This window comes from Geotalea sp. SG265, from assembly GCF_022808985.1.
Taxonomy (GTDB): Bacteria; Desulfobacterota; Desulfuromonadia; order Geobacterales; family Geobacteraceae; genus Geotalea.
In genome coordinates this window covers 1-25,571 of the sequence record NZ_JAKZFT010000003.1, presented here as the reverse complement: position 1 = coordinate 25,571, position 25,571 = coordinate 1, and the positions used below count along the sequence as shown (strand labels likewise).

30 protein-coding genes are annotated in these 25,571 nt (G+C 55.8%); 19 read left to right on the top strand and 11 right to left on the bottom strand.

Annotation, left to right across the window (positions count from 1 at the left end; genetic code table 11):
* Nucleotides 1-56: 56 nt before the first annotated feature.
* On the top strand, nucleotides 57-443 hold the full coding sequence (locus ML541_RS04380; protein WP_243371178.1) for a hypothetical protein: 387 nt from the start codon (nucleotides 57-59) through the stop codon (nucleotides 441-443).
* Here the strand turns inward: ML541_RS04380 and yrfG are convergent.
* The 7 genes from yrfG to ML541_RS04345 form a co-directional block, all read right to left on the bottom strand.
* Nucleotides 436-1,146, bottom strand: coding sequence for a GMP/IMP nucleotidase (gene yrfG / locus ML541_RS04375; RefSeq protein WP_243371177.1), 711 nt, complete (start codon nucleotides 1,144-1,146; stop codon nucleotides 436-438). The two genes, ML541_RS04380 and yrfG, sit on opposite strands and share 8 nt — an antisense overlap.
* Nucleotides 1,147-1,235: 89 nt before the next feature.
* The gene (thrC, locus tag ML541_RS04370; RefSeq protein WP_243371176.1) at nucleotides 1,236-2,618 is read right to left on the bottom strand and encodes a threonine synthase; all 1,383 of its coding nucleotides are present in this window, start codon (nucleotides 2,616-2,618) and stop codon (nucleotides 1,236-1,238) included.
* A 112-nt stretch (nucleotides 2,619-2,730) separates the two neighbouring features.
* A complete protein-coding gene (locus ML541_RS04365; RefSeq protein WP_243371175.1) occupies nucleotides 2,731-3,654 on the bottom strand; it encodes a tetratricopeptide repeat protein in 924 nt (307 codons plus the stop codon).
* Nucleotides 3,647-4,621 (bottom strand): MlaD family protein, encoded by a 975-nt coding sequence (locus tag ML541_RS04360; RefSeq protein ID WP_243371174.1) that lies wholly within the window; start codon nucleotides 4,619-4,621, stop codon nucleotides 3,647-3,649. Before ML541_RS04360 ends, ML541_RS04365 begins: the two co-directional genes overlap by 8 nt.
* Nucleotides 4,618-5,286: an organic solvent ABC transporter ATP-binding protein gene (locus tag ML541_RS04355; RefSeq protein WP_243371173.1), complete on the bottom strand. Its 669-nt coding sequence runs from the start codon at nucleotides 5,284-5,286 to the stop codon at nucleotides 4,618-4,620. The genes ML541_RS04360 and ML541_RS04355 overlap by 4 nt, the downstream gene beginning before the upstream one ends.
* 12 nt (nucleotides 5,287-5,298) lie before the next feature.
* Complete coding sequence (locus ML541_RS04350; protein ID WP_243371172.1) at nucleotides 5,299-6,072, bottom strand: ABC transporter permease; 774 nt, start codon at nucleotides 6,070-6,072, stop codon at nucleotides 5,299-5,301.
* A gap of 15 nt (nucleotides 6,073-6,087) precedes the next feature.
* Nucleotides 6,088-6,843, bottom strand: coding sequence for a 3',5'-cyclic-nucleotide phosphodiesterase (locus ML541_RS04345; protein WP_243371171.1), 756 nt, complete (start codon nucleotides 6,841-6,843; stop codon nucleotides 6,088-6,090).
* A gap of 301 nt (nucleotides 6,844-7,144) precedes the next feature.
* Between ML541_RS04345 and rimP the strand changes: the two genes are divergently transcribed.
* The 14 genes from rimP (at nucleotide 7,145) to ML541_RS04275 (ending at nucleotide 20,889) form a co-directional block, all read left to right on the top strand.
* Nucleotides 7,145-7,624 carry a ribosome maturation factor RimP gene (gene rimP, locus ML541_RS04340; protein ID WP_243371169.1) on the top strand — a complete coding sequence of 160 codons (480 nt, stop codon included), beginning with the start codon at nucleotides 7,145-7,147 and terminating at the stop codon, nucleotides 7,622-7,624.
* A 40-nt stretch (nucleotides 7,625-7,664) separates the two neighbouring features.
* Nucleotides 7,665-8,807, top strand: coding sequence for a transcription termination factor NusA (nusA, locus tag ML541_RS04335; RefSeq protein WP_243371167.1), 1,143 nt, complete (start codon nucleotides 7,665-7,667; stop codon nucleotides 8,805-8,807).
* Nucleotides 8,808-8,824: 17 nt separating this feature from the next.
* Complete coding sequence (locus ML541_RS04330) at nucleotides 8,825-9,415, top strand: DUF448 domain-containing protein (RefSeq protein ID WP_243371165.1); 591 nt, start codon at nucleotides 8,825-8,827, stop codon at nucleotides 9,413-9,415.
* A 3-nt stretch (nucleotides 9,416-9,418) separates the two neighbouring features.
* Nucleotides 9,419-12,142 carry a translation initiation factor IF-2 gene (infB, locus tag ML541_RS04325; RefSeq protein ID WP_243371163.1) on the top strand — a complete coding sequence of 908 codons (2,724 nt, stop codon included), beginning with the start codon at nucleotides 9,419-9,421 and terminating at the stop codon, nucleotides 12,140-12,142.
* A 27-nt stretch (nucleotides 12,143-12,169) separates the two neighbouring features.
* Complete coding sequence (locus tag ML541_RS04320; RefSeq protein WP_243371161.1) at nucleotides 12,170-12,541, top strand: ribosome-binding factor A; 372 nt, start codon at nucleotides 12,170-12,172, stop codon at nucleotides 12,539-12,541.
* On the top strand, nucleotides 12,522-13,478 hold the full coding sequence (locus ML541_RS04315) for a bifunctional oligoribonuclease/PAP phosphatase NrnA (RefSeq protein WP_243371159.1): 957 nt from the start codon (nucleotides 12,522-12,524) through the stop codon (nucleotides 13,476-13,478). The genes ML541_RS04320 and ML541_RS04315 overlap by 20 nt, the downstream gene beginning before the upstream one ends.
* Complete coding sequence (gene truB / locus ML541_RS04310; RefSeq protein WP_347710782.1) at nucleotides 13,478-14,398, top strand: tRNA pseudouridine(55) synthase TruB; 921 nt, start codon at nucleotides 13,478-13,480, stop codon at nucleotides 14,396-14,398. Before ML541_RS04315 ends, truB begins: the two co-directional genes overlap by 1 nt.
* A 109-nt stretch (nucleotides 14,399-14,507) precedes the next feature.
* Entirely contained in the window at nucleotides 14,508-14,774 is a 267-nt protein-coding gene (rpsO, locus tag ML541_RS04305) for a 30S ribosomal protein S15 (RefSeq protein WP_243371158.1), read from the top strand.
* Between the two features lie 176 nt (nucleotides 14,775-14,950).
* The gene (pnp, locus tag ML541_RS04300; RefSeq protein ID WP_243371157.1) at nucleotides 14,951-17,041 is read left to right on the top strand and encodes a polyribonucleotide nucleotidyltransferase; all 2,091 of its coding nucleotides are present in this window, start codon (nucleotides 14,951-14,953) and stop codon (nucleotides 17,039-17,041) included.
* A 39-nt stretch (nucleotides 17,042-17,080) separates the two neighbouring features.
* A complete protein-coding gene (locus ML541_RS04295) occupies nucleotides 17,081-18,337 on the top strand; it encodes a pitrilysin family protein (protein WP_243371156.1) in 1,257 nt (418 codons plus the stop codon).
* 5 nt (nucleotides 18,338-18,342) lie between these two features.
* Nucleotides 18,343-18,792 carry a dUTP diphosphatase gene (dut, locus tag ML541_RS04290; RefSeq protein WP_243371155.1) on the top strand — a complete coding sequence of 150 codons (450 nt, stop codon included), beginning with the start codon at nucleotides 18,343-18,345 and terminating at the stop codon, nucleotides 18,790-18,792.
* A 21-nt stretch (nucleotides 18,793-18,813) separates the two neighbouring features.
* Nucleotides 18,814-19,917: an aminopeptidase gene (locus ML541_RS04285; protein ID WP_243371154.1), complete on the top strand. Its 1,104-nt coding sequence runs from the start codon at nucleotides 18,814-18,816 to the stop codon at nucleotides 19,915-19,917.
* Entirely contained in the window at nucleotides 19,917-20,525 is a 609-nt protein-coding gene (locus ML541_RS04280; RefSeq protein ID WP_243371152.1) for an L-threonylcarbamoyladenylate synthase, read from the top strand. The genes ML541_RS04285 and ML541_RS04280 overlap by 1 nt, the downstream gene beginning before the upstream one ends.
* A gap of 10 nt (nucleotides 20,526-20,535) precedes the next feature.
* Nucleotides 20,536-20,889: a hypothetical protein gene (locus ML541_RS04275; protein WP_243371150.1), complete on the top strand. Its 354-nt coding sequence runs from the start codon at nucleotides 20,536-20,538 to the stop codon at nucleotides 20,887-20,889.
* Nucleotides 20,890-20,962: 73 nt separating this feature from the next.
* On the opposite strand, the gene ML541_RS04270 is transcribed toward ML541_RS04275, so the two are convergent.
* On the bottom strand, nucleotides 20,963-21,313 hold the full coding sequence (locus tag ML541_RS04270) for a hypothetical protein (protein ID WP_243371149.1): 351 nt from the start codon (nucleotides 21,311-21,313) through the stop codon (nucleotides 20,963-20,965).
* A gap of 194 nt (nucleotides 21,314-21,507) precedes the next feature.
* Here ML541_RS04270 and ML541_RS04265 point away from each other — a divergent pair, with 194 nt between their 5' ends.
* Nucleotides 21,508-21,936 (top strand): HI0074 family nucleotidyltransferase substrate-binding subunit, encoded by a 429-nt coding sequence (locus tag ML541_RS04265; protein ID WP_243371147.1) that lies wholly within the window; start codon nucleotides 21,508-21,510, stop codon nucleotides 21,934-21,936.
* A complete protein-coding gene (locus tag ML541_RS04260) occupies nucleotides 21,933-22,283 on the top strand; it encodes a nucleotidyltransferase domain-containing protein (protein WP_243371146.1) in 351 nt (116 codons plus the stop codon). Before ML541_RS04265 ends, ML541_RS04260 begins: the two co-directional genes overlap by 4 nt.
* 33 nt (nucleotides 22,284-22,316) lie before the next feature.
* Here ML541_RS04260 and ML541_RS04255 read toward each other — a convergent pair whose 3' ends face one another.
* Both ML541_RS04255 and ML541_RS04250 read right to left on the bottom strand, forming a co-directional pair.
* On the bottom strand, nucleotides 22,317-23,057 hold the full coding sequence (locus ML541_RS04255) for a type 1 glutamine amidotransferase domain-containing protein (RefSeq protein ID WP_243371145.1): 741 nt from the start codon (nucleotides 23,055-23,057) through the stop codon (nucleotides 22,317-22,319).
* 29 nt (nucleotides 23,058-23,086) lie between these two features.
* Entirely contained in the window at nucleotides 23,087-23,494 is a 408-nt protein-coding gene (locus ML541_RS04250; protein WP_243371144.1) for a hypothetical protein, read from the bottom strand.
* Nucleotides 23,495-23,881: 387 nt separating this feature from the next.
* On the opposite strand from ML541_RS04250, the gene ML541_RS04245 reads away from it, so the two are divergent.
* The gene (locus tag ML541_RS04245; protein WP_243371143.1) at nucleotides 23,882-24,343 is read left to right on the top strand and encodes an NfeD family protein; all 462 of its coding nucleotides are present in this window, start codon (nucleotides 23,882-23,884) and stop codon (nucleotides 24,341-24,343) included.
* Entirely contained in the window at nucleotides 24,343-25,194 is an 852-nt protein-coding gene (locus ML541_RS04240) for an SPFH domain-containing protein (protein WP_243371142.1), read from the top strand. The genes ML541_RS04245 and ML541_RS04240 overlap by 1 nt, the downstream gene beginning before the upstream one ends.
* 14 nt (nucleotides 25,195-25,208) lie before the next feature.
* Here the strand turns inward: ML541_RS04240 and ML541_RS04235 are convergent.
* A partial coding sequence (locus tag ML541_RS04235) for an IS30 family transposase (protein ID WP_243371140.1) occupies nucleotides 25,209-25,571 on the bottom strand: 363 nt, incomplete at its 5' end.

The window sequence follows — 25,571 nt, the reverse complement described above, 5'->3', positions numbered from 1 at the left end:
GATTATGGCTGTTAAGATTGATAATAAATGACCAAGTGGCACAAAGGAGGTCGACAATGCTGCTTAACGCGGGCATCTTCAATCGATTTCGTACCAGTAAACGCGGAAGGGCCGATGTGGAGCCGGACAGCGATAAACCACTCAATCTCAAACAGGACAAGCTGCCGAATATCAGAAAAGAGCTGCGCTTTCTCAATCGGGAGCGGGGAATGGATCTGGCGATGACCTCCGCAGGATTGGTATTGCTGGGGAGCGGTATCGGTCTGGTCTTTGCCCACCGCTACAAGCTCGCTTCTCTCGTCGGTGCTGCGTTTCTTCTGCAGCAACTCCTGGAGTACCGCCAGGTCCGTGAGGAAGACGCCAACGAATTGGAGCTTGAGCGTCGGGCCCTGAAGCTGGAACGGGGGGATTTCGGCAAGCTGGAGGTGATTCCGTTCAGATAGGATCGTGAGGCAGCGGTATCCCGGCCAGGTTGATCTCAGTGGAGCCGTCCTGGGGGATAAGCTGGCTGAAATAGTGAATGGATGAGAAGTTCCGGGAGGCGATGGGGGGAATGGTGGAACTGAAGCGGCTCACGTAGATCAGGTACCTGATGCCATATTCGGCAGCCGAGGAAAGGTTCGTTTCGCTGTCTTCACCGAGCATGGTCCTTTCTGGGGTGTACCTGATGCGGGAGGCAAGCTTCGGCCAGAATGCAGCATCTTCCTTGGGCAGTCCCAGGTCGTGGGCGGAGACGATTGCGTCAAAGTAAGAGCCGATGCGGGTCTTTCTCATCTTCAGGGCCAGTGTCTTGCTGTGGGCGTTCGTCACCAGGTAGACCGCCTTGCGGTGCTGTTTCAGGTAGAGGAGGAATTCAATGACGAAGGGGTGAACCGCAATGAGATGATCCACCTCCTCTTTCAGGAGCGGTATGTCCAGCCCCAGTTGCGCACTCCAATAGTCCAGGTCTGTCCAGTTGAGGGTGTTTTCCTGGGAGCGGAAATGGTTGACGAGCATCACCTGCGCATCTTTAAAAGGTATCTTGTGCTTCTCCGCATAGCGTTTCGGCACATGCTCCAGCCAGAAATGATCGTCGAAATGGCGATCCAGGAGGGTTCCGTCCATATCCAGCAGGACCGTGTCTATATCCTTCCAGTTCAGTATCATGACCGGTGACCCCCTTTTCAGTAAATGGCGAAACCCGGAGAAAGAAAAACCCCGCCTTAAGAGACGGGGTTTTTTGTTGCTGTCTTTGCTCAGAGGGCCTTTTCGGCTACGTAATTCCGGATGGCGGCCCGGTCCGCCGGCATGATCTCGCAGCGGGTCGGTAGTTTTTCGATACCATGCAGGGATGCGGGGAGGGACGGGGGATTGCCGGTGGCCTTTTCGACCGCCTCGCCGAACTTGGCGGGATGGGCGGTGGCAAGGCAGACAGCTGTGCCGTCCTGGGTGTATTCCAGGGCCGCCTTGACCCCGACGGCCGTATGAGGATCGAGGAGATAGCCGGTCTCCCGGTGGAATGCGGCGATGGTCTCCAGGGTTTCCGCTTCATTGACGGAACGGGAGGCGAATTCTGCCCGTACCTTGTTCATTTCTTCGGCAGTGAAGGTCATGCGGCCCGTGGCGGCAAAGTGGCTGAAACAGTCGCGGACCCGTGCCGGATCTTCACCGAAGAGGTAGTAGAGATATCGTTCGAAATTGGAGGCCACCTGAATATCCATGGATGGCGAGACGGTCTGGACGACGGAACCCTTGGAGTAGTCTCCTTCATTGATGAAGCGGGTCAGGATGTTGTTCTCGTTGGTGGCAAGGAGCAGTTTTGCTATGGGAAGCCCCATGCGTTTGGCCACGTAGCCGGCGAAGATGTCGCCGAAATTGCCAGTGGGAACGGCAAAGGTGACCGGAGTTTCCTTCTTGTCGGCAACCCGGAACCATGCGTAGAAGTAATAGACCACCTGGGCCAGGACCCGCGCCCAGTTGATGGAATTGACTGCTCCCAGGGCATACTGCTCCTTGAAGGGAAGGTCATTGAAGAGTTCCTTGACGATGTTCTGGCAGTCGTCGAAGGTGCCTTCCACGGCGATATTGAAGACATTGGCGTCAAGAACCGTGGTCATCTGCCGTGCCTGGATTGGGGATGTCTTGCCGTAGGGGTGGAGGATGAAGATATTGATGTTTTCCTTTCCCCGGGCCCCATAGATGGCGGCGCTTCCCGTATCACCGGAGGTGGCGCCGACGATGTTCATTTTTCTGCCCGTTTCCTTGAGCAGGTATTCGAAGAGGTTGCCGAGCAGCTGCAGGGCCACGTCCTTGAAGGCCAGGGTGGGGCCGTGGAAAAGCTCCAGGATGTGGACACCGTTTTTGGCCACTACCGGGGTGATTTCCGGGTGGGCAAAGCTGTCGTATGATTTGTCGATCAATTTCTTCAGGTCCCCTGCGGGAATGTCGTCCACGAACCGGGAAATCACCTGGAAGGCCAGTTCCCGGTAGGGGAGCTGCCGCCAGGAGGCAAGGGTGGCAGTGTCAACGGCTGGAAAATGCTCGGGAAGCAGCAGGCCGCCGTCAGTGGCAAGGCCCATCATGACAGCGTCTTTGAAACCGACGGGGGAGATATTTCCCCTGGTGCTGATGTATTTCATGGGTGTGTTCTCTCTGTGGAAATTGATAATGCAGCCATCGAACGGCGTATCTTAGCAGGTTCAGGGGCAAAAGTGAAGGGCTGCAGGGCCGTTTTCTTGCGCTTTGGTAAAGTTACCGTTCGTGGGCCTGCTGCAGCAAGGTTTCGCGCTCTTCCATGAGCTGCAGCGACCGCTCCTTTTCTCCCATCTTTTCATGGAGCTGTGCCAGACGGAGCAGATCTTCCGCAGCGGCAACCCTGTCGCCACCGTTCTGACTGACGCTCTGGGCGCGTCGGTAAAAGGAGACCGCATCCCGGTCCTTGCCTACGGACGCGTAGGTATCGGCGATGCCGCGCAGATCTGCGGCTATTTGCCGGCTTTTGCCGAGGCTCTTGTCCAGATCAAGGGCCTTCCTATAAGCATCAAGGGCTTCAGTGGCGCGTTTTGCCTCTCTGTGAACGGAACCGAGGAGTCGCAGGGCATTGGCCTCCTCTTCCGGCTGATTGTTCGTCCGGCTCAACGAAAGTGCCTGTTCCGCCTGCGTTCTTGCCGCGTCAGACTGTCTTTCCCGATGCAGTATCCTGGCCAGGAGGTTGGTTGCCGCCGCTTTTCTGCCGTCTGCGGCAGTCGAAACCGCCTTTAGTGCCCAGTCCTGCGCGACCGGCAGGTTATTCGCCTGCATGGCAACGCTGCTCTTTTCGAAAGCGACTTCCGGAAAAATATCCGATGCAGGCGCCACCAGCTCCACTGCCCGGTCGATGGCTTCCTGTGCAGCTTTTGTATCCCCCCCGCGGCGGTTCACCCTGGAGATATTCACCAGTGCCACGATCATGCCTTCGGTATTATCGAGCGCCCCGTTCATCCGCAGCGATTCGCCGAATTCCTCCAGGGCCAGTTCGTGGTTTCCCCGTGCTTCGGCCTTTATGCCACGCATGTTATGATTGATCGCCTCCAACTGGGGGGGGGACAGGCGGGGCAGATTTCGGCTGCAGCCGGAGCCGATGGGGGCGAGAAGGAGGAGCATGACGCAGGAAAGTATTACTCGTGCATTATTCATGGCTGTCACCCGGGACGAACTGCCGCTGCTCGGCAGGGGGGACATGATTTTTGAAGGGCCACATGTCCTTGACGGCATTCATCACTGTATCGGCTCCCTCCATGACGTCTTCTGCTTTATTCATCAGCTTCGGGACCCTCGGCATAGCCTTTTCCGAGGTCTTTTGCAGCTGCAGGGTCGTCTTTTCCAGATGGTCCATGCTGGCGTCAACTTTCTGCAGCAATGGGGGAAGGCTCTTTTCCAGATTGGTCATGGACCGGTCAACCTTTTCCAGGGTGGGCCCCAGGGCGGAAACCTTGGCATTGGTGTTGTTAAGGAGATCAACGCTGCTTTTAGTCACGGTGCCCACATTGTCCCGGGAAGAGACCAGCAGCTCATCCACCTTTTCCCGGGTATCCTGCAACTGCCGGGTCAGGACCTTGATGTTGCCCAGTGACTGCTTGATGTCCCCGTTGGGGTCGTTGACATAACTGATGATTTCTTTGACCTCCATGAGCACAGGCTTGACCTTTTCGGCAATGTCGTTGGCAACTTCTTCCAGCCCCTTGCTCTTTTCAAAATTGATGGTGTCGCCGTTCTTCAGGACCCGGGCTTTGGCAGAGCCGACCGATATCTCGACGATACTGTCCCCGACCAGCCCCTCCTTGACGAGCCGGGCAGTGGAATCGCTCTTGATCCATTTCTGGTATTTCTTGTCGATCTCCATTTCGATATCCACCATGGCCTGTTCATTGAGGCTGATGCTCTTGACGCGTCCGATCCGGAAGCCGGAGAGCTTGACCGGCATCCCCTTGGCAAAGCCGGTCCCCTTTTCGGTGGTGAACTTCAATTTGTACTTGGGGGTGAGAAGGTCCTTATCGGCGCCGATGAACAGCACTACCGCCAGTGCACCCAAGATGGCAACGGCGGCGAAGAGGCCGATCTTCTTTTCCAGATGTTTGAATCGCACATCTTCTTCTTTTATCATGATTGCTGCCCCTGGTTTATGGTGATGACCCTGGCATCCTTCAGCATGGGCAGGACTTCAGGGTTTGATGAGATAAAAAGGGATGTTCTTCCTTCCTGTTCGCCATGGAACTGCATAGCGGTCGCCATGAAGGCCCGCCGTTCTTCCTGGTTCAGCCCCAGAAGCGGCGATTCGTAGACCATCAGTTCGGGATCCATGAGCATGGCCCGGGCGAAACCAGCAGCTTTTTTCTGGTGGAAGGGGGTGTGGCCAGGAAGCTGCATCAGTTTTCCTTGATACCCCGCCCGCTTCAGCACCTGTACGCCGAGCGTTTCCATTTCGGCGTTATTCATTCTGCCTTTGTATGAAAGGGGCAGGGTGACATTTTCCCAGATTTTCAGATTGGAAATGAGTCCTCCATTGGCATAAACGATGCCGATCCGCTGCCGCAGCTCGTACAGCCGGTTCTCGGGCAGGGAAGTTGGTTTGGCGCCGAAAATGCTGAATTCTCCCCGGTCGGTTTCGACAAACCCGAGGATGAGCCGTACCAGCCAGGCATCCACTTCCTCCTTAGGGGTAATGATAACGGTGATGGAGCCCCGTGCAACGGCAAAGGTGGCATCATTGAACAGGTCGTTCCAGGCGATCTTTTCTGCAGTGATTATATCGTTGGCAGTATCGGTCATGGCAATGTCCGGTTACAGAAGAGAAACCAGGGTTATGATTCCATCCAGCACAAAGACGAGAAACAGGCTTTGCATGACCCCTTTGGTCGCCGCCTGGGGGATCTGTGTGGCGCTTCTGCCCACGCCAAGCCCGTTCCGGCAACAGGCTGCCGAAAGGAAGAGCCCGAAAAAGAGGCTCTTGACGAAGGACATGCCGAGCTCCTTGATGGTCAGTATGGAGAATATGCTCTGGGCGAACTTGTCGAAGGAAACATGCCAACCCAGCGACGCGACGATGAATCCACCAAGAATGGCGGCAATCTCGAAATAAATGGTGAGGATTACCACCGAGGCGGTTACGCCGATCACCCGTGGCATGATGAGGTAGCGTTCAGCGGGGATTCCCAGTGCCTCGATGCTTTCGATTTCATTGTTGATCTTCATGTAGCCTAGCTCGGTGGCGATGGCTGTGCCGCTTCGTGCAATGACGATGATGGCTGTCAAAACCGGGCCCAGTTCACGGATGACGAGCCATACCAGGACCCGCCCCATAAGGGTTTCATTGGTCCCCACCAGGCTGATGATCTGGGTGATGATGACAATGCCTATGGTCAGCGAGATGATGACGATAATTTTCAGCGATTCCAGGCCGGTGAAATAAATCTGCTTCCGCAATACGGCCATGATTGGTCGCCTGCCGTAATGGAGGGTGACGAGCAGGTTACTGAAGGCATGGGTGACGGTTTCGACCAATCCCATGCCGGTCAACAGCTGCTTCAGTATCCATGCGCCGAGGAGGGTTATCATAGGCCGACCACGGGATCAGAGCTCATAGACATTGCCGTCCCGCAACAGTTCTATCCGTGCATTACCCAGATCATCCAGTTCGGACGCTATCTTGTCGTAGTGCTGCGGCTTCGGGTGGGTAACCAGGATGCGCGGCGGCAGAGTCTTGATCTTTTTCAGTTCCCTGGCCAGCAGGGCCGGGGTGAGATGCCTGGTCAGAAGCGCCAGCTCCTCCATTTCATTTGGAAACGACACCTCGATGATGAGGGCCGAAAGCCCGTCCGTGAATTCCCAGAGCCGCTCGGTCGGACCGGTATCCCCCGTGTACATGATGGATTTGTTCCCCTTGCGGACTATGTATCCGACTGCAGGCACCGTATGGTTTACCGCAACCGCCGTGACCCGGTATGCGCCTATCTCCAGTTCCACTTCCGGGACGATCCTCCGGTATCGTATGACCGGATGCGCCGGGGGAATCTTGCTGAAATCTGGCCAGATGACATCATTGAGCAAGTGTGTACCCAGGGAATCAATGGTTGCATCGATACCGTAAATGTTCAGGTGCTTATCCAGTTCTTTGATGACGATATTGTCGGCAAGCATGGGAATGCCGCGGATATGGTCCAGGTGGGCATGGGTGATGAATATCTCTGCAATGGCCCATTGTTCGTGTTCGGAAAGCACGGCGCCGATAGTACCCGCGTCCAGCAGCAGACTCTCATCCACGAGGAAAGCCGATGGGTGAAAGTGGGGGAATTCGGCCCCTGCACAACCAAGTACACGTAATCTCATGTTTTTCCTCGATGCTTTCGTAGTGGCGGTGCCGGCAGTTTGCGCGTTCATTCATGTGTCGGAATTCATTCCGCCAATACTATATCTTTTACCTAATGAAAACCAGCAGTTTCTATCAAATACTACCCGGAAACGATTTTTCGTCAATTGCAGGCGGAAACCCTCACGCAATCGGATTCGGGCGATAAAATTTTCTAAAAAAATGCTTGCCTTTTGGCCATCTGCATGGTAAAGAGGAAGTCACAAGTAAATGTTCACTAAAAGTGAGCTCCTCCGGCTCACTTTTTTTTATGGGAAAATTATGGCCAAAGTAGATGTTGTTTCCCGGGTAACCGAACTTGCCGAACAGGTACTGTCGTCCCTCGCCATGGAGCTGGTTGAGCTCGAATACAAGCGGGAAGGGCGAGAACTGGTCCTGCGGCTTTTCATAGACAGGGAAGGGGGCGTTACCCTGGATGACTGTGAATCGGTCAGTCGTGAGTTGTCGGAAATTCTCGAAGTGGAGGATATCATACCCGGGCATTATCGCTTTGAAGTGTCATCCCCCGGCCTCGACCGCCCCCTGAAAAAAGCTGCCGATTACGAAAGATATACGGGGAAACTGGTTAAGATCCGGACGTTTGAAGCCCTGGCCGACGATGCCGGCAACAAGCGAAAGACCTTTCTCGGCGAACTGAAAGGCTTGCAGGATGGCCAGGTCCATGTGGCCCTGAAAGAAGGGCAGAACGCCGTCATCCCGCTGGATAAAATTGCCAAAGCCAATCTGGAATTCGAATTCTGATATTTCAAATATATCAAGCAGATACTAAGGAGATAGAAACGTGGAAACGAACTTCAACCTCAAGCATACTATCGATCAGATCGTTAAGGAAAAGGGGATTGATAAAGATGTGGTGCTGGAGGCTCTTGAGCAGGCAGTTCTGACCGCTGCCAACAAAAAATTCCGCAACACCCGTGACCTGGAGGCACACTACAACCCCGAGATCGGCGAAGTGGAATTGTTCGAGTTTGTGACCGTCGTCGATGAGGTGCAGGATTCCTACAAGGAAATAGACCTGGAAGAGGCCCGGGAGATTGACCCCGACGTGGAAATCGGCGACTCCTTGGGAATGAAGATGGATGCCAGCGGTTTCAGTCGCATCGCTGCCCAGACTGCAAAGCAGGTCATTATCCAGAAGGTGCGCGAAGCCGAGCGGGAGACCATTTTCAATGAATTCCAGGAGCGCCAGGGAGAGGTCATCAACGGTGTCGTCCGCCGTTTCGAAAAAGGGGACCTGGTAGTGGATTTGGGACGCGCCGAGGCGCTGCTTCCCCACAAAGAGCAGGCTCCACGCGAAGTATACCGCCAAGGGGACCGGGTCAAGGCTCTCATCACCGAGATCAGGATGACCACCAAAGGGCCGCAGATCCTCCTTTCCCGCACCCATCCCATGATGCTCGCCAAGCTCTTCGAGGCCGAGGTGCCGGAGATCGCCGAAGGGATCGTCGAGATCAAGAGCGTTGTCAGGGAGCCGGGGAGCAGGGCGAAAATTGCCGTTTACTCCCACGATTCCGATGTGGACCCGGTCGGCGCTTGTGTCGGTATGCGCGGCAGCAGGGTGCAGAACGTGGTCTCCGAGCTTCGCGGCGAAAAGATCGACATCATTCCCTGGTCGGAGGATGTGGCCCGTTTTGCCTGCAACGCACTGGCTCCGGCCGTTGTCTCCAAGGTCTACGTGGATGAAGAAAACCGGGCCATGGAGATCGTCGTTGCCGACGATCAGCTATCCCTCGCCATCGGCAAGCGCGGCCAGAATGTGCGCCTGGCGGCGAAATTGACCGGCTGGAGGATCGACATCAAGAGCGAGACTCGGGTGGCCGAAGCAGAGCTGCTGCAGTTTGCTTCTTACGACGGTACCGAGGAGGAGCTGGTCGAGGAGGAAGAGGCAACCGAAGCTGCACCGGTAGAAGAAACTGAGGAGTGATAACCCGGTAAGTGACCATGGCTGAGAAAGGTCCGGAAAGAACCTGCATTTATTGCAGGACTACCAGAAATAAAAAGGAACTGCTCCGCTTCGTACTGGCGCCGGATCGCACGCTGGTTCCCGATCTGCTGGCCAAGCTTCCGGGTCGTGGTGCCTACACCTGCATGACCTCTGTCTGCGTGAAGGGTGCTGCAGACAAAAGGCAGTTCAGCCGCGCATTCAAGGGGGAAGTCAAAGGGGCCGATGGGGCCGGGCTCATTGATCAGCTGGCAACCAGGATCGAGGAGCGGATCGCCTCCTACATCTCCTTGGCCAACAAGGCGGGGAAGGTCTCTTCGGGGACGGACATGGTTCTTGAGCGGATGAAAGACCAGTCCCCCGGATTTCTCTTCATTGCTTCGGATATTTCGGCGGATATCGGTCAGAAGGTGAAGGCCCTGGCGGAAAGAAACGGGGTTGAATACTGCACCCTTTTTGATAAAGAGAAATTAGGCGCCCTTATCGGCAAGGAAATGAGGGTCGTCGTGGCAATCGGGGTGGGCGGCTTTATAGAACCACTTAAGCAGGAGACAGCAAAGTTGAGGAACTTCTTCGAGGAGGGACGATAGTAGATGAGTAAAACCCGTGTATATGAGCTGGCACAGCAAATGGGCATCGACAATAAGGAACTGATGGCAAAGCTCGCTGCAGTCGGTGTGGAAGTAAAGAACCACATGGCAGCCATTGATGATGCCGACATTAAAAAGCTGAGTGCTCCGGCTACTGTCAAGGAAGTCTCCCAGGAAGAAGTTCGTGTCAAACCCACACTGATCCGCCGCCGCGCCAAGGTCGTTGAGACCGTTGTGGAAGAGCCGCCAGTCGAAGCCAAGGCTGAGCCGGCACCGGTCCAGATTGCGGAGAAGGCGCCCGAGGTTGAAAAACCCAAGGCCGAAGAGGTTCCTCCTGCCGTTCCCACTCCACCTGCAGCCGAGCCTGTCAAGGCCCAGCCGGCAGAAGAGGCGGCTCCGGAAAAACCCAGTCCCAACAAGGCAAAGATTCTGGGGCGGGTCGAAATCCCCGGATTGACCCAGAAAGAGAAACCGCCCGTCCAGCGTGAAGGCCAACCGGCTGCGCGGATATTGGAACGACCCGAGGCACGCCGCTCCGGAGAAAGACCGGCCCCTACCCCCCGGCCTGAAGGTCAAAGACCGGGGCAGCGTCCTGAAGCCGGTTACCGTCCCGGTGGGCCCCGCCCTGCCGGCCGTCCCGAAGGGAGGCCCGGCTACACCGAGCGCCCTGTGACCCGCGGTCCCGAAAGACCAGGACAAGCCCGTGGACCTGAACGGCCGGCTGCCGTGCCTCTGGAAATGCCGCCCGTAGGTGAAGATCGGAGAAAGGGGCGTAAAGGGAAAGAAGCTGCCGGTGTTGCCGGTAAAAAAGGTGCTGCAGGAGCCCCGGCACCTAAACGCAAGGAAGAGTTCAAGAAGTCGGACCTCTTCGAGAAACATGAGCGGGTCTTCGAGCCCGGACCGAGAGGGAAAGGGAAGAGAAAGGCAGAGAAGGTCCAGATCGGCAAGAAGACGGAGATCACCGTTCCCAAGGCCATCAAGAGGATCATCAAGATCTCTGAAACCATCACCGTCGGCGAACTGGCCAAAAGGATGGGGATCAAGGCCAATGACCTCATCCGCGCCCTGATGAAGATGGGGGTCATGGCCACCATCAATCATGCCCTCGACGTGGATACCGCCACCATCCTTGCCACCGATTTCGGTTACGAAATCGAGAACGTGGCCCTGGATATCGACGAAATACTGGAATCTGCGCCTGATGCACCAGAAAGCCTGGTCAAAAGGCCTCCTGTGGTAACTATCATGGGCCATGTCGACCACGGCAAGACCTCACTGCTGGATGCCATTCGCCAGACCAACGTCATTGCCGGTGAGGCCGGCGGCATCACCCAGCACATCGGTGCCTACGACGTTACCCTCAACGGCCGCAAGATAACCTTCCTGGATACTCCGGGTCACGAGGCCTTTACCGCCATGCGTGCCCGTGGAGCGAAGGTCACCGACATCGTCATCCTCGTCGTCGCTGCCGACGACGGCGTCATGCCCCAGACCAGGGAGGCGGTCAATCACTCCAAGGCTGCCGGCGTACCCATCATTGTCGCCGTCAACAAGATCGACAAGCCGGAAGCCAAGCCGGAACGGGTCAAGCAGGAATTGATGGAACTGGGACTCGTTTCCGAAGAGTGGGGGGGCGACACCATCTTTGTCGATGTTTCTGCAAAGAAGCGTATTAATCTGCCGACGCTTCTGGAAATGGTGCTGCTCCAGGCCGACGTGCTGGAACTGAAGGCCAATCCCGACAAGGAAGCTCGCGGCACCATCGTCGAAGCAAAGCTGGATAAGGGACGTGGTCCGGTGGCAACCGTACTGGTCCAGGAAGGTACCCTCAAGGTCGGCGACTACTTCGTTGCAGGCGTTAATTTCGGCCGCGTCAGGGCAATGCAGAACGACCGCGCCGAGAAGGTTGCTACGGCAGGTCCTTCCATGCCCGTGGAAGTCATCGGCTTTACCGGTGTACCCGATGCCGGTGATGTCTTCGTCGCCCTGGCCGATGAAAAGCAGGCCAAGGAGATCGCCAGCCTGCGCCAGCAGAAGGTCAGGGAAACGGAGCTTGCCAAGCACAGCAAACTTTCCCTGGAACAGCTCTACGAAAAGATCCAGATGGGAGAGGTCAAGGATCTCAACACCATCGTCAAAGGCGACGTCCAGGGCTCCGTGGAAGCGGTTTCAGAGTCCCTGCGCAAGCTTTCCACCGACGCCATCCGTCTGAACGTCATTCATGCTTCGGTCGGCGCCATAACCGAAACCGACGTCAACCTGGCAACGGCCAGCAACGCCATCATCCTCGGCTTCAACGTCCGTCCCGAAGTCAAGGCACAGGCCCTGGCCGAAAAGGAAGGGGTCGATATACGTCTCTACAACATCATCTACGATGCGGTGGACGACATCAAGAAGGCCATGGAAGGCCTGTTGGAGCCGACCCTGCGGGAGAAATTCCTTGGCCGGGCAGAGATCAGGGAGACATTCTCCGTGCCCAAGCACGGCACCGTCGCCGGTTCCTATGTCCTTGACGGCAAGATGATCAGAAATTCCCAGGTTCGTCTGCTCCGCGATAATGTCGTGGTTTTCGAGGGGAAAATGGCAAGTCTGCGCCGCTTCAAAGACGACGTCAAAGAGGTCGCATCGGGCTATGAGTGTGGGATTTCCATAGAAAACTACAATGACCTCAAGGTCGGCGACATCATAGAATCATTCGAGATGGAAAAAGTCGCCGCTAAGCTCTAACCGGGATTGAAATTACAGGAGTCAACGTTGTTCAAACGTTCAGAAAAAGTTGCCGAAGCAGTCCACGAGCTTGTCTCCCAGTTGCTTGTCAAGGGGCTGAAAGATCCTCGCATCGGCTTTGTCACCATTACCGGTGTCAAGGTCACCGACGACATGCATCTGGCCACTGTCTACTTTACTGTGATCGGCAGCGATGAGGAAAAAAAGGCCACCGAACAGGGGCTGAACAGCGCCCGGGGATTCATCCGCAAGGAAATGGGAAAGAGTTTCCACATGCGCTATGTTCCCGACGTTGTTTTCAAATACGATGCCTCCGTTGAGTACGGTTCACGCATCGAATCGATACTGAAGGAAATCGGCTCAACGGAACACGATGATAATGATAAAGAAAATAGCTGACGAAATCGCAGCCAATACGTCATTCCTCATAACCACTCACGAAAGCCCCGATGGAGACGCCGTCGGCTCAAGCCTGGCCCTGGCCGGTTATCTGACCGGTCTCGGCAAGGATGTGACGGTTTACCTTTGCGATCCGGTGCCCGATATCTACCAGTTCCTTCCCCTGGCGGACAAAGTGGTCAATGGGCTCCCCCCGCGTCACTATGATGTCTGTTTCGTCCTGGATGTGGGCGAGCTAAGGCGCGCCGGCACGGCGATCACCAGCTGCCGGACCATCGGCAAATTCGTCAATATCGATCATCACCTGAACTGCGAACAATTCGGAGCGATCAACTATGTGGACACCAAGGCGTGTGCCACCGGTGCCCTCATCTATCGCATCATTGAAGGGGCGGGCCAGCAGATAAACTACGACATCGCCCTTTGCATCTATACCGCCGTCATTACCGATACCGGTTCCTTTCGTTACTCAAATGCCAATCCCGAGGCCTTTGCCATCGCCGCAAAAATGGTGGAAAAGGGGATCAACGCCTGGGATGTGGCGGAAAAGCTCTATGAGAGCCAGCCCCAGAACCGCCTGCAGCTCCTTGCCCTGGCCCTGGCGACCCTTTCTTTTTCCCCTTTTGGCGACTATGCCTCCATTGCCGTCACCCTTGATATGTATAGGCAGTGCAACGCCAGTGCCGAACTGACCGACGGCTTCGTCAATTATCCCCGTTCCATCAAGGGGGTCGAGGTGGCTGTCTTTTTCCGTGAGATCAGGGAAGGGCTCTTCAAGGTCGGTTTCCGGTCCAAGGGGAAGGTGGATGTTTCCGCCCTAGCAGCGGCATTCTCCGGCGGCGGCCACCACAATGCCGCCGGCTGCACCGTTGAAGGCACCCTTTCTGCTGTAAAAGAGAAGATCTTCACCCTGCTGGAACAATCCCTGCGCAGATGATCGACGGATTCATAGTTGTAGACAAACCGGCCGGGGTTACATCCCACGACATGGTCGGCATGGTGCGCCGGTTGGCCCGGCAGAAGAAGGTGGGGCATACCGGCACCCTGGATCCTTTTGCCACCGGGGTTCTGCCCGTTGCTCTGGGCGAAGGGACCAAGGCTATTCCCTTTCTGGACGAGGGGGTCAAGGAATATCAGGCGGTCATGGTTTTGGGGTCTGCCACCGACACCCAGGACTGCACAGGCGTCATCATACGTAGTGCTGATTGGTCGGGCATTACGGAACAGGCTGTTAGGGACGCCTGTCAGGGCATGCTCGGCAGGCAGAACCAGCTTCCCCCCATGTTTTCTGCCCTGAAAAGAAACGGCGTGCCGCTTTACAAGTTGGCCCGGCAGGGAACTGAGGTGGAACGAGAAGCACGGGAGATCGAGATCTTTTCCCTGGTGATCGACCGGATAAGCTTGCCCCAGGTGGCTTTTACCGTCAGGTGCTCCCGGGGTACTTATGTGCGGACTCTGGCCCACGATATGGGTGAAAGGCTCGGCTGCGGTGCCCATCTGGTGCAGCTTCGCCGGACCAGGAGCGGGCCGTTCACAATTGACGACGCCGCTACGCCGGAGCTTCTGCAGAAAAGGTTTGAAGACGGGGCGATAGCTGCGGGCCTTGTATCACCCCATGGGGGGCTTTCCCATCTGCCGGACCTGATCTTAAGTGAAACGGGTGCGGCTAGGGTCATACGCGGCATTGCCCCTGTTTCCGGGGATTTTCTGCACCAGCCGGATGAATGGCCGGCGGACGGCCAGTTGGTCCGGCTGTCGGTGCGGGAGAATCTTATGGCCGTGGCTGAGGCTTTTATCTTGCCGGAGAAGGGGGGGCAGCTTTCCTTCAGACTTTGCCGGGTATTTAATTCTGGATAATTCCTTTACAGATCAAAGGGTTTGTGGTAATAGTATCTGGCTTTATCCGATAAATTGCTTGCGCAATCAAGCTAAAATCCTAATCTTAAAGAAAAAGGGGGTGTAGTAAATGTTGGCAACTGACAAGAAACAGGAAATCATAGGTGCGTACAAACTCCATGACAGCGATACCGGATCGCCGGAGGTTCAGATAGCAATCCTCACCGAGCGCATCACCTATCTGACCGAGCACTTCAAGACCCACAAGAAGGATCACCACAGTCGTCGCGGGCTTCTGAAGATCGTCGGCCAAAGAAGGGGACTGCTTGATTACCTCAAGAAGAAAGACGTGGAAAGATACAGAAACATCATTGAGAAGCTTGGTATAAGAAGGTAAGAGAAGGCAGTATACCTCTTGCGGGGTATATTGCCTTTCTTTTTTTATTGGAAATGGGCTGTAATGGCCCTTTTATTTTGTTGGGGGCGTGGATAAATCAGTCATTCACCTGTAATGAATGATTTATCGGCGGCCCCAACAGTCAACGAAAAGAAAGACTAGGAGACCGAACGAATATGGAAACTAAAGTACAGGTGGAATGTGGTGGAAGAACCATCACCATCGAAACCGGCAAGATGGCCAAGCAGGCCAGCGGCGCCGTGGTCGTCAGCAGCGGCGATACCAGGGTGCTGGTTACGGCAGTGGCCACCAAGACCGCCAAGGAAGGGCAGGATTTCTTTCCCCTGACGGTCAATTACCAGGAAAAAGCATACGCAGGGGGCAAGATTCCCGGCGGTTTCTTCAAACGCGAGGCTCGTCCCTCTGATAACGAGACCCTGACCAGCCGGCTCATCGACCGGCCCATCAGGCCGCTCTTCCCGGAGAACTTCCTTAACGATACCCAGATCATGGCTACTGTCATTTCTGCAGACAAGGACCACGATCCGGGTATTCTCTCCATGGTTGGCGCTTCCGCTGCCCTGATGGTGTCGGACGTTCCGTTCCAGGGGCCGATTGCAGGGGTGAAGGTGGGAAGGGTTGACGGCAAATTCATTGCCAATCCCAGCTATGAAGAGATGGAAAAGAGCGACATCGAGATCGTCGTTGCAGCCAGCAAGGACGCCGTTATCATGGTCGAGGGAAGTGCTGCCGAGGTTCCCGAAGAGGATATGCTGGAGGCCATCTTTTTCGGCCAAGCGGCAATCCAGGGCCTTCTGACCGCCCAGGTGGAATTGGCCGAAAAGGCAGGCGTAGCAAAGCGTGAAATTCTGCCTCCTGTCGTTAACGAAACGCTGAAGGCGAAGGTTAAGGAACTTGCCTACGCCCGCATGAAAGAGGCGGTTCGGATCAAGTCCAAGGTCGAACGGCACAACACCATCGATGCCATCACCGAAGAGGTTATCGCAGCACTGACCGAGGAATTCGAAGGTGCCGAAAAGGACATAAAGGCCTTTATGGGCGACTTCGAGTATGAGCTGGTCCGCGAGCACATCATCAAGGACGGCGAGCGCATCGACGGCCGCGATACCAAGACCATCCGCCAGATAACCACCGAAGTGGGACTGCTGCCAAGGGCACATGGCTCGGCCCTTTTCACCAGGGGCGAGACCCAGGCCCTCGTCGTGGCAACCCTGGGCACCTCCATCGATGAGCAGCGCATCGACTCCCTCTTCGGCGAGAGCAAAAAGCGCTTCCTGCTCCACTACAATTTCCCGCCGTTTTCCGTCGGCGAGACCAGTTTCCGTCTGGCTCCTGGGCGCCGCGAGATCGGCCACGGCATGCTGGCCGAGCGGGCTTTGGCCCGGGTAGTGCCCAAGCATGAGAGCTTCCCCTATACCATCAGGATCGTTTCCGACATTCTGGAGAGCAACGGCTCCTCCTCCATGGCTTCCGTCTGCGGTGGTTCCATGTCCATGATGGATGCCGGTATCCCCATCAAGGCGCCGGTTGCCGGAATCGCCATGGGTCTCATCAAGGAAGGAAACGATTTTGCTATCCTTTCCGATATCCTCGGTGACGAGGATCATCTGGGGGATATGGATTTCAAGGTTGCCGGAACCGCAGCCGGGGTCACCGCCCTGCAAATGGACATCAAGATCGGCGGTGTCACCCGCGAGATTATGGGGGTCGCACTGAAGCAGGCCCATGAGGGGCGCCTGCACATTCTCGGCAAGATGGCGGAAACCATCGCTGCCCCCAAGGCGGAGCTGTCCACCTTTGCGCCGCGCATTACCACCATCTACGTCAAGACCGACAAAATCCGCGACGTTATCGGCTCCGGCGGCAAGAACATCCGCGGCATCACCGAGGCCACCGGCGTTACCATCGACATCGACGACACCGGCAAGATCAATATTGCCAGCACCGATAAGGCGGCCTGCGATCTGGCCATCAAGATGATCCGCGACCTGACCGCCGAGGCCGAAGAAGGCAAGCTTTACATGGGCCTGGTGAAAAAGGTCATGGAATTCGGCGCCTTCGTCGAAATCTTCCCCGGCACTGACGGCCTGGTCCATATCTCCGAGCTGGATACGGAGCGGGTCAAGAACGTCACCGACGTCCTCAAGGAAGGGGATAAAGTGCTGGTGAAATGCATCGGCATCGACAAACAGGGTAAGATCAAACTGTCCCGGAAAGAAGCACTGGGTGCCAGCCTGCCCGAGTAGCGGCTGGTAATTTCCCCATTCCGGTGTATAGTTCTTACCATGATAAAAAAGACCACCCTTGAAAACGGTATCCGTGTCATCTCAGAGACACTGCCGAACCTCAATTCAGTTTCCATCGGAATCTGGGTCGCCAACGGCTCCCGCCACGAACGGCGGGAGTCGAACGGCGTCGCCCACTTCATAGAACATCTCCTCTTCAAGGGAACGACCCGCCGCACGGCCTTGGACATAGCCCGGGAGATTGACTCGGTCGGGGGCATCCTCAACGCCTTCACCAGCCGCGAATATGTCTGCTACTATGCCAAAGTGCTGGACCGCTTTCTCCCCAAGGCGGTGGATATCCTGACCGACATCTTCACCAACTCCCTCTTCGACCCCGAAGAAATCGAGAAGGAGCGCAAGGTCATCCTCCAGGAAATCAGCATGGTGGAGGACAACCCCGAAGATTTCATCCACGACCTGTTTCACCAGAAATTCTGGAAACACCACCCCCTGGGCATGTCCATTCTCGGTGACCAGCAGTCGGTCGGTGGACTGACCCGGGAGAAGATCGTCGGCTTCAAGGACCGTATGTACCGGGCGGAAGATATCATCATCACCGCTGCCGGCAATGTGGATCACCAGGAACTGCTTGACCTTTTGCAGCGGAATCTCCCCCACATTGCTGACGGCAATGGCCGGGAGGCATCCAGCGCACCTACTCACAAAAAACGTATCGAAGCAGTGGAACGTGACCTGGAGCAGGTGCACATGTGCCTGGGAATCCGCGGACTGTCTCAGAATCACCCGAGGCGCTTCGACGCCTTCGTCATGAATACCCTCCTGGGCGGCAGCATGAGTTCCCGCCTCTTTCAAGAAGTGCGGGAAAAGCGCGGCCTTGCCTACTCCATATATTCGTACATGGCATCCCATGCCGATTCAGGATCTCTGGTCATCTATGCGGGGTCGGCTCCCGACCGCCACCGGGAGGTGCTGGAATTGTCCCTTGCCGAGCTGAAACGGCTGAAACGGGAACCTGTTCCACAGGTGGAGCTGGATTCGGCTCGGGAGCAGCTCAAGGGGAATATGATCCTTTCCCTGGAGAGCAGCGATAACCGCATGTCGAAACTGGCCAAAAACGAAATATATTTCGGTGAATACCAGCCCATCGATGCCATCATTGCCGGCTTCGACAACGTCACCACCCAATCGATCATTGACATTGCCAGAGAGCTGCTGGACGAGGACTACCTGACTCTTGTGCTCCTCGGCAAGACCGATGACAGCAAATCCTTTTCCGGCATCACCCTTCACTGACTCCCATGAATGCAATCAACGTTAAAATCAAGCGCGTCCGGCCGGAAAAGGGGCATTCGCTTCCCCGGTATATGACGGCCCATGCCGCAGGCATGGATCTCTGTGCTGACCTGGACCAGGAGCTGGTGCTGGAGCCGGGGGAAAGAACCCTCGTCCCCACCGGCATTGCCATTGAGCTTCCCGAAGGATACGAGGCCCAGATCAGGCCCCGCAGCGGGCTGGCACTGAAACACGGCATTTCCCTGGTCAATTCTCCCGGCACCATCGATGCGGATTACCGGGGCGAGATCGGCGTCATAGTCATCAACCACGGCACTGAACCGTTTGTCATCGGTCACAACGAACGCATCGCCCAGATGGTCTTTGCTCCTTTCAGCAGGGCAGCCTTTGAGGAAGTCGCCGAACTTGGAGAAAGCGAGCGCGGTACCGGAGGGTTCGGCCACACCGGCAGATAACAGAAAAGTCTGGAGGTTATGATGAAAGACATGCGCGTCAGGCAACTGGCCGAGGTACTGGTTAATTATTCCACCAAAGTGAAAAAGGGGGATGTGGTTCTCATTTCGGCCAGCGGTATGGAGTCTATTCCCCTGGTCAAGGAACTCTATGCCCTCTGCCTGGAAAAGGGGGCCAAATACGTAGAGTACGAATTTACCGTCCCCGATATCAACCGCTATTTCTACAACAATGCCACTGAAGAGCAACTTTCCTACTTTCCCGAACACAAACTGGACCTGATGAAGAAGGTGGACGTCTATATAGGCCTGTCCGCCGCTGACAACTCCATGGTCATGGCCAAGGCCGATCAGAAGAAAATGATAGCCTGGTCGAAGCTGACCCGTCCCATTATCGACAGGCGGGTCAAGAACACCCGTTGGGTCATCACCCGCTTCCCCACCCATGGTGCCGCCCAGGAGGCGAAGATGAGCCTGGACGAGTACGAGGATTATCTCTTCGCCGCTTGCTGCATCGACTGGCATGCTGAATCCCTGAAACAGGACAAGCTGAAGAAGCTGGTGGATGCCGCGGACAAAGTGCACATCAAGGCCTCCGATACGGATCTTACCTTCAGCATCAAAGGGCTTCCGGGCATCAAGTGCGACGGCCGTTACAACATCCCCGACGGCGAGGTCTACACCGCTCCGGTGAAAAACTCGGTGGAAGGTTACATCACCTATAACTGCCCGACTGTTTACCAGGGAAAGGAATTCAACGACATCCGCCTGGAGTTCAGCAAGGGACAGATCGTCAAGGCCACCAGCCGGGGAATGGACAAGGAGCTGAACGACATCCTCGATACAGACGAGGGAGCGCGCTATGTGGGTGAATTCGCCATCGGCGTCAACCCCAACATCCGCGTTCCCATGCGCAATATCCTCTTCGATGAAAAGATCTTCGGTTCCATCCACTTCACCCCCGGTCAGTGCTACGACGAGTGCGACAACGGCAACCGTTCCGCTGTCCACTGGGATATGGTCAAGATTCTCACCGGTGATGGCGAACTCTGGTTCGACGACCAACTGATCCAGAAGGACGGCCGCTTTACGCATCCCGACCTGCTGGAACTGAACCCGGGTGCATGATGCTCCTGGAAATCAACCCACAAAACCCACAGCCGCGCCTTGTTGCCCAGGTTGTTGAAATCCTGGAAAAGGGTGGGGTAGTGGCTTATCCCACCGATACCACCTACGGCATCGGCTGCAGCATCTTCAACAAGAAGGGGATCGAGCGCATTTACGCCATCAAGCAGCGTGACAAGAAAAAGCCCTTCTCCTTCATCTGCGCCGACCTCTCCGACATTGCCCATTACGCCAAGGTGAGCAATTACGCCTTCAAGGTGATGAAGCGGTTCCTGCCCGGGCCATATACCTTTATTCTCGATGCCACCAGCGTCGTTCCCGATCTCTGTATGACCAAGCAGAAAACCGTCGGTATCCGCATCCCCGCCAACAGGATCTGTCTTGCCATAACAAAGCTCCTGGGGCATCCGATCATCACCACCAGTGCCAATCTCTCCGGAGAAGACCCCATCGGCGATCCATTCCAGGTGGAAAGAACTCTGGGCAAGCTGATCGATTTGACAGTGGACGGGGGCGTGCTGACGGCGGATGTGAGCTCGGTGGTGAGTCTGATCGGCGATCGGCCGGAAGTGCTGCGCAAAGGGGTAGGGGACGTGAGCTGGTGTCAGTGAGGATGTGCTGATGCGCAAGAAGACGGTCAGACTAGGACTTAATTACATACTGGTCGCCATGGTGCTGATCACCATTGCCACCTTCTTCCATGCTGAGTTGGCCTGGCTCTTTCTGCTCTCGCCGGTGGGGGAAACGGAATTCGCCCTGATCGGGCTGGTGGTGGGCTGGATGTTCGGGGGCCTTGGGGTGGTGATCGCAGTACTGGGGATGCTGCAGGCACCGACGCGGGAAGGCGAGGTGTCGCTGCGGCCGATGATTATTGTCCTAGCCGCAATCCTCGTTATCTTCATGGTGCTATTTTATGCCTCTTTCATGAAGCCGGAGGAGCCGAGACTGCGGCCCGGAGAAACCATCACCATCTGAATTCTGGAAAATATAAATGACGAGGCAACAAGCACTGTGCTCACAGGAATGACGCCGGAGATCAGTCCCTTTTTCAATGGTCCGCCACGTAGCGGTCGATCAGCTCCTCGATCATCTCTCCGATGGTGGTCCGCCGGTGGGCCGCCGCAATCTTCAGTTTCAGGTGCAGGTCTTGGCGGATGTTTGCCGTAAGCCGCACATCCCCCTCGGGCACCAGCCCCGAGACCGCCTTTACGGTCGCCGCCTTCACCCCCCGCTTCAATGGTTTTACCGCTACCTGCCGCGTCCTCTTCGCCCCCTGTGTCGCAACCTTCTCTATTGCCTTCCTGACCGGTGCCGGTTTCTCAACTGCCTTTTTCACCGGTGCCGGTTTCACGATCTTCGGTATCTCGAAAAGCCCCATCTGGTTTTCCAAATCGTCCATGTGTCCCTCCTGTCGCATCAGCAGTACATAAAAGCAGGGTTGTGAATATAACAATAAATACTTACCTGTTCAAGTAATTAGATGGAGGTTGGGGTAAAGGGGAGGGGTGATCCCCGGAACATCCCGGAAATTAATTGAAATTCCTTGCTTTCTCGTGTAGAAAGGGCAAAGCAATCCTAAAAGAGGAAAAATATATGGCCCTTGACTTCAGTTCCCTGCAAAACGCCATAAGCCAGCTTGAAAAAAGCCTGAAATTCACCCATTCGCCGGCTGCCGAGATGGATGGGGAACTGTTCGAGCAGTTGCGGAACTCGGTTATTCAGTGCTTCGAGTTCACCTATGAGCTGAGTCACAAAATGCTCCGAAGGTACCTTGAGGAAACCGCTGCAAGCCCTGACGAAGCTGATTTCAGCACGTTTCAGAATCTGATCCGGACCGGCAATGAAAAGGGACTTCTACGTTCCGATTGGCTGCGCTGGCGAGTCTACCGTCAAGCACGCACCGACAGCAGTCATACCTATGATGTGGACAAAGCTGAGGCAGTTTACGCCATTGCGCCCGAGTTCCTGGAGGAGGCCAAATATTTATATGCTCGGCTCATGGAAAGAAGCAGTCTGGTATGAGTGGTACCTTCGTGAAGGCGGACCTGGACCTGAAGCCCCACGATTGGGATGAGGTAAGGCGCATCCTGGAGAAATCCCTCCCGGGCTATGAGGTATGGGCTTTCGGCTCCCGCGCCAAGTGGACGGCCAAACCCTATTCCGATCTGGATCTGGCGGTAATCTCGGACAGGCCATTGCCCATTGATCTGATGGCCGACCTTCGGCAATCGTTCGAGGATTCGGACCTGACCATTAAAGTGGACGTGGTTGATTGGGCGACAACCAGCCCCGCATTCCGCAAGATCATCGAAGAGAGCAAAGTTGTGGTGAAACAAGGAGTAACAAGGTTGGACGCGAAAAAGCCCTGAGAGCATCAGGGCTTTTTTGTTGCTTCGGCTGAGTTACATCCTGGCCTGCCGGGGCGGGGCATGGCGGCGACGCATGGCCATGGCGCCTAAAGCTATGGCACCGATACCCAGTGCGGTGCGAACTGCCGGCGTCGGCATCCATTTCATGGCCGTCAGCATGGCCTGGGGGGGCTCGTTTCGCTGGGGTGCCGAGACCATCGGGGCGGGTGCCTGCTCCGCAAGGGGAGCCGCACCGGAGAATGCCTCGACTATTGCCGGGACGAACTCCATCAAATCCTGGGGCCCACGGCTGGTGATGATGTTGCCGTCCCATACCACCGCCTGGTCCAGCCACGTCGCACCGGCATTGACCATGTCGTCGCGAATGCCGGGCCACGAGGTGATGGTTCGCCCGCGCAGCATCCCCGCCGACGCCAATACCCATGGTCCATGGCAGATGGTGGCGATGGGCTTGCCCGATACCTGGAAGGCGTGGACGAATTCCCGTGCCTCGGCCGACTGGCGCAGCAGGTCGGGGTTTATGAAGCCGCCGGGAATGAAGATGCCGTCATAATTCTTCGGATCGGCCTCCTGCACCGTCATGGTCACCTGAACCTTGCCCGCCGGTTCGTGCATGTTCACCCCCCTAATCCGTCCCAATCTCAGGGAAATGATGTCCACCGTCGCCCCCGCCAGCCGGAGCGCCTTCAGGGGTACCTCCAGTTCCACCTTTTCGAAACCGTCCGCGGCTAGGAGCGCGATGTGACGGCCTTCAAGTCTGGTCCCTTCGATCATGATCAACCTCCTTGTGCAGGTTGGTGAATCTAAAAGTATTTCAGCCAGTAACGGTTGCCTCCCTTTTCATTTGAATAGGTGAATTTCAGGCACTTGGGCGCTTTCCCTGTGTCCATCGGAATCTCGATGCGGAAATCCTCAGGCCCGGTGAACGATTCGGCAAAATGCCTGCTCCCCTTTGCCAGCACCTTTCCCTGGTCGTCGAGGAGTTCTGCAGTGAGTTCCAGGGGCTCATAGGGCTTCAGTTGGCGATTGTTCACCACTGTCCCCTCGATGCAGATACCCGTATCGGTAGTTACCGGCTGCCATGAGACGCAGATGTCATGGATGCCGCACTGATGGGTCGTGGTGGGGAGGTTGGCGGTGGTCTGTTTCTGCTGTCCCGCGCAGGCGGTGGCAAGAAGCATGGCCATGGCAAGGAGGACATTCTGCACCATAAATTACCTCCATTGGACCTTCTTTCACCTTATAAAAGCATACCGCATCACATCCCATTGCAAAGCTGAAATCCCATCTGACTTCATTGATTCAGAGCTTTTTCTTTCCGTATTTACAATGGTTATGATCTTGCGTAAATACGATGATACGTCTCTACTTACCCGCTTAGGTGTACAGGTGCGGTGGAGTGGGGGAGGCTGTCGCTAATGAACGAATTATAGTTTTTAATGTGTTGAACCCCACCGTCTGTTGGCATATATTGGCGAAACCTGAATTATCTTAATGATATAAGTGTAAAAATTTTTTACAGGTGTAAAATTTTTTTACACTTTTTGTTAAATCTTTGGTTTCCATAGCTTTTATGGTTACCTTTCCTGGAGGTACAGATGGATATCCTCTGGTGGCATTGGCTTGTCCTTGGTCTCATCCTCATCGGCCTTGAGCTGGTCGTTCCATCCTTCACCATCATCTGGTTCGGCCTGGGAGCAGTTCTCGTCAGCATCCTGCTGGCGCTCTTCCCAGCCTGTCCTTTACCCCTGCAGATCTTCGCCTGGTGCGTCGCCTCCATTCTCTTCACCTTCGTCTGGTTCCGTTTTTTCAATCCCCGCAACAAAAGCAGGACCTTTTCCGGTACTGCCAAGGATGCCGTCCTGGGCCAGACGGGCCTGGTCATCCGTGGCGCGGAGCCTTACGCCAAGGGGGCGGTCAAGTTCCAGCTCCCCCTTTTGGGTGCCGACGAATGGCCCTGCCTGGCCGATGAGCCTCTGGAGATCGGGGACCGGGTGAAAGTTGTGGATGTGGAAGGCCACGTGATGAAGGTGGAAAAACTGAAAAAAGGAGAAAGCTGATGAATCCCGCTACAATTGTCCTTACCGTTCTCTTTGCCCTGGTGGTGATCACCGTCTTCATGGGGGTGCGGCTCGTGCCCCAGGGGTACGAATTCGTCGTCCAGCGCCTCGGCAAATACCACTGCACCCTGAAGCCCGGTCTCAACATCATTATTCCCTACGTGGATATCGTCGCCTACCGCCTGACCACCAAGGACATCCCCCTGGACATCGGCGCCCAGGAGGCGATCACTAAGGACAACGCCGTCATCGTCACCAATGCCATCGCCTTCATCAAGATCATCGACCCGGTCAAATCGGTCTACGGCATCAGCAATTACGAATACGCCATCCAGAACCTGGTCATGACCTCGCTACGCGCCATCATCGGCGAGATGGAGCTGGACAAGGCGCTCTCCTCCCGGGACATCATCAAGGCCCGCCTCAAGGACATCATCTCAGAAGACGTCACCGATTGGGGCATCCTGGTTAAATCTGTCGAGATCCAGGACATCAAGCCCTCCGATTCCATGCAGCGGGCCATGGAGCAGCAGGCCACCGCCGAGCGGCTGAAAAGAGCCATGATCCTGGAGGCGGAAGGGAAGAAGGAAGCCATGATCCGCGAGGCGGAAGGGAAGCTGGAGTCGGCCAAGCTGGAGGCAGAGGCGCAGATCAAGCTGGCCGAGGCCTCGGCCAAGGCCATCGAGGATATTGCCGGGGCAGTGGGGGAGAAGGAGCTGCCGGCGCTGTTTCTCCTCGGCGACCGCTATGTGAATGCCATTCAGAAGCTGTCAGTGTCGCAGAATGCTAAGACGTTTGTGTTGCCGGCGGATATTTTGGGGGCGGTTAAGGGGATTGCTGGGCGGTCTTAGAAGAGAAGGTGGATTCAAATTGCAAGTGCACCACGTGAATTTTGAAAGAAGACTTCGTGTGGTGTCTGGTAGTTAAGGCATTTTCTGGGTCGATGATTCACCTTTTCAATTATGAAATGCAGTTCTTCTTCAGTAACTGCGTGAAAATCGGTACCTTTAGGAAAGTAGAACCGTAAGAGGCCGTTGGTGTTTTCGTTGGTTCCTCGCTGCCAGGCTGCATAGGGATCGGCGAAGTACACTTTCAGCCCTATTTTTGCTTCCAGCTCTTTGAACTGTGAAAATTCCTTGCCGTTGTCTACTGTTAGCGTCTGGCACAGCAGCCGTGGAAGCTTCTGGAAAGCAGCGATAGTCTGGGTATTCATGGTTGCCGCCTTCTT

Coding starts and splice junctions, on each gene's coding strand:
- ML541_RS04330 (WP_243371165.1), top strand. CDS start 8,825: ATGGCTGAGAAAGGTCCGGAAAGAACCTGCATTTATTGCAGGACTACC.
- ML541_RS04355 (WP_243371173.1), bottom strand. CDS start 5,286: ATGACCGATACTGCCAACGATATAATCACTGCAGAAAAGATCGCCTGG.
- ML541_RS04250 (WP_243371144.1), bottom strand. CDS start 23,494: ATGGTGCAGAATGTCCTCCTTGCCATGGCCATGCTTCTTGCCACCGCC.
- ML541_RS04295 (WP_243371156.1), top strand. CDS start 17,081: ATGATAAAAAAGACCACCCTTGAAAACGGTATCCGTGTCATCTCAGAG.
- rpsO (WP_243371158.1), top strand. CDS start 14,508: ATGTTGGCAACTGACAAGAAACAGGAAATCATAGGTGCGTACAAACTC.
- ML541_RS04265 (WP_243371147.1), top strand. CDS start 21,508: ATGGCCCTTGACTTCAGTTCCCTGCAAAACGCCATAAGCCAGCTTGAA.
- ML541_RS04315 (WP_243371159.1), top strand. CDS start 12,522: ATGATAAAGAAAATAGCTGACGAAATCGCAGCCAATACGTCATTCCTC.
- ML541_RS04245 (WP_243371143.1), top strand. CDS start 23,882: ATGGATATCCTCTGGTGGCATTGGCTTGTCCTTGGTCTCATCCTCATC.
- ML541_RS04285 (WP_243371154.1), top strand. CDS start 18,814: ATGAAAGACATGCGCGTCAGGCAACTGGCCGAGGTACTGGTTAATTAT.
- ML541_RS04345 (WP_243371171.1), bottom strand. CDS start 6,843: ATGAGATTACGTGTACTTGGTTGTGCAGGGGCCGAATTCCCCCACTTT.
- ML541_RS04260 (WP_243371146.1), top strand. CDS start 21,933: ATGAGTGGTACCTTCGTGAAGGCGGACCTGGACCTGAAGCCCCACGAT.
- rimP (WP_243371169.1), top strand. CDS start 7,145: ATGGCCAAAGTAGATGTTGTTTCCCGGGTAACCGAACTTGCCGAACAG.
- dut (WP_243371155.1), top strand. CDS start 18,343: ATGAATGCAATCAACGTTAAAATCAAGCGCGTCCGGCCGGAAAAGGGG.
- ML541_RS04280 (WP_243371152.1), top strand. CDS start 19,917: ATGCTCCTGGAAATCAACCCACAAAACCCACAGCCGCGCCTTGTTGCC.
- thrC (WP_243371176.1), bottom strand. CDS start 2,618: ATGAAATACATCAGCACCAGGGGAAATATCTCCCCCGTCGGTTTCAAA.
- pnp (WP_243371157.1), top strand. CDS start 14,951: ATGGAAACTAAAGTACAGGTGGAATGTGGTGGAAGAACCATCACCATC.
- ML541_RS04275 (WP_243371150.1), top strand. CDS start 20,536: ATGCGCAAGAAGACGGTCAGACTAGGACTTAATTACATACTGGTCGCC.
- ML541_RS04350 (WP_243371172.1), bottom strand. CDS start 6,072: ATGATAACCCTCCTCGGCGCATGGATACTGAAGCAGCTGTTGACCGGC.
- ML541_RS04240 (WP_243371142.1), top strand. CDS start 24,343: ATGAATCCCGCTACAATTGTCCTTACCGTTCTCTTTGCCCTGGTGGTG.
- ML541_RS04360 (WP_243371174.1), bottom strand. CDS start 4,621: ATGATAAAAGAAGAAGATGTGCGATTCAAACATCTGGAAAAGAAGATC.
- ML541_RS04380 (WP_243371178.1), top strand. CDS start 57: ATGCTGCTTAACGCGGGCATCTTCAATCGATTTCGTACCAGTAAACGC.
- ML541_RS04255 (WP_243371145.1), bottom strand. CDS start 23,057: ATGATCGAAGGGACCAGACTTGAAGGCCGTCACATCGCGCTCCTAGCC.
- ML541_RS04365 (WP_243371175.1), bottom strand. CDS start 3,654: ATGAATAATGCACGAGTAATACTTTCCTGCGTCATGCTCCTCCTTCTC.
- yrfG (WP_243371177.1), bottom strand. CDS start 1,146: ATGATACTGAACTGGAAGGATATAGACACGGTCCTGCTGGATATGGAC.
- ML541_RS04270 (WP_243371149.1), bottom strand. CDS start 21,313: ATGGACGATTTGGAAAACCAGATGGGGCTTTTCGAGATACCGAAGATC.
- infB (WP_243371163.1), top strand. CDS start 9,419: ATGAGTAAAACCCGTGTATATGAGCTGGCACAGCAAATGGGCATCGAC.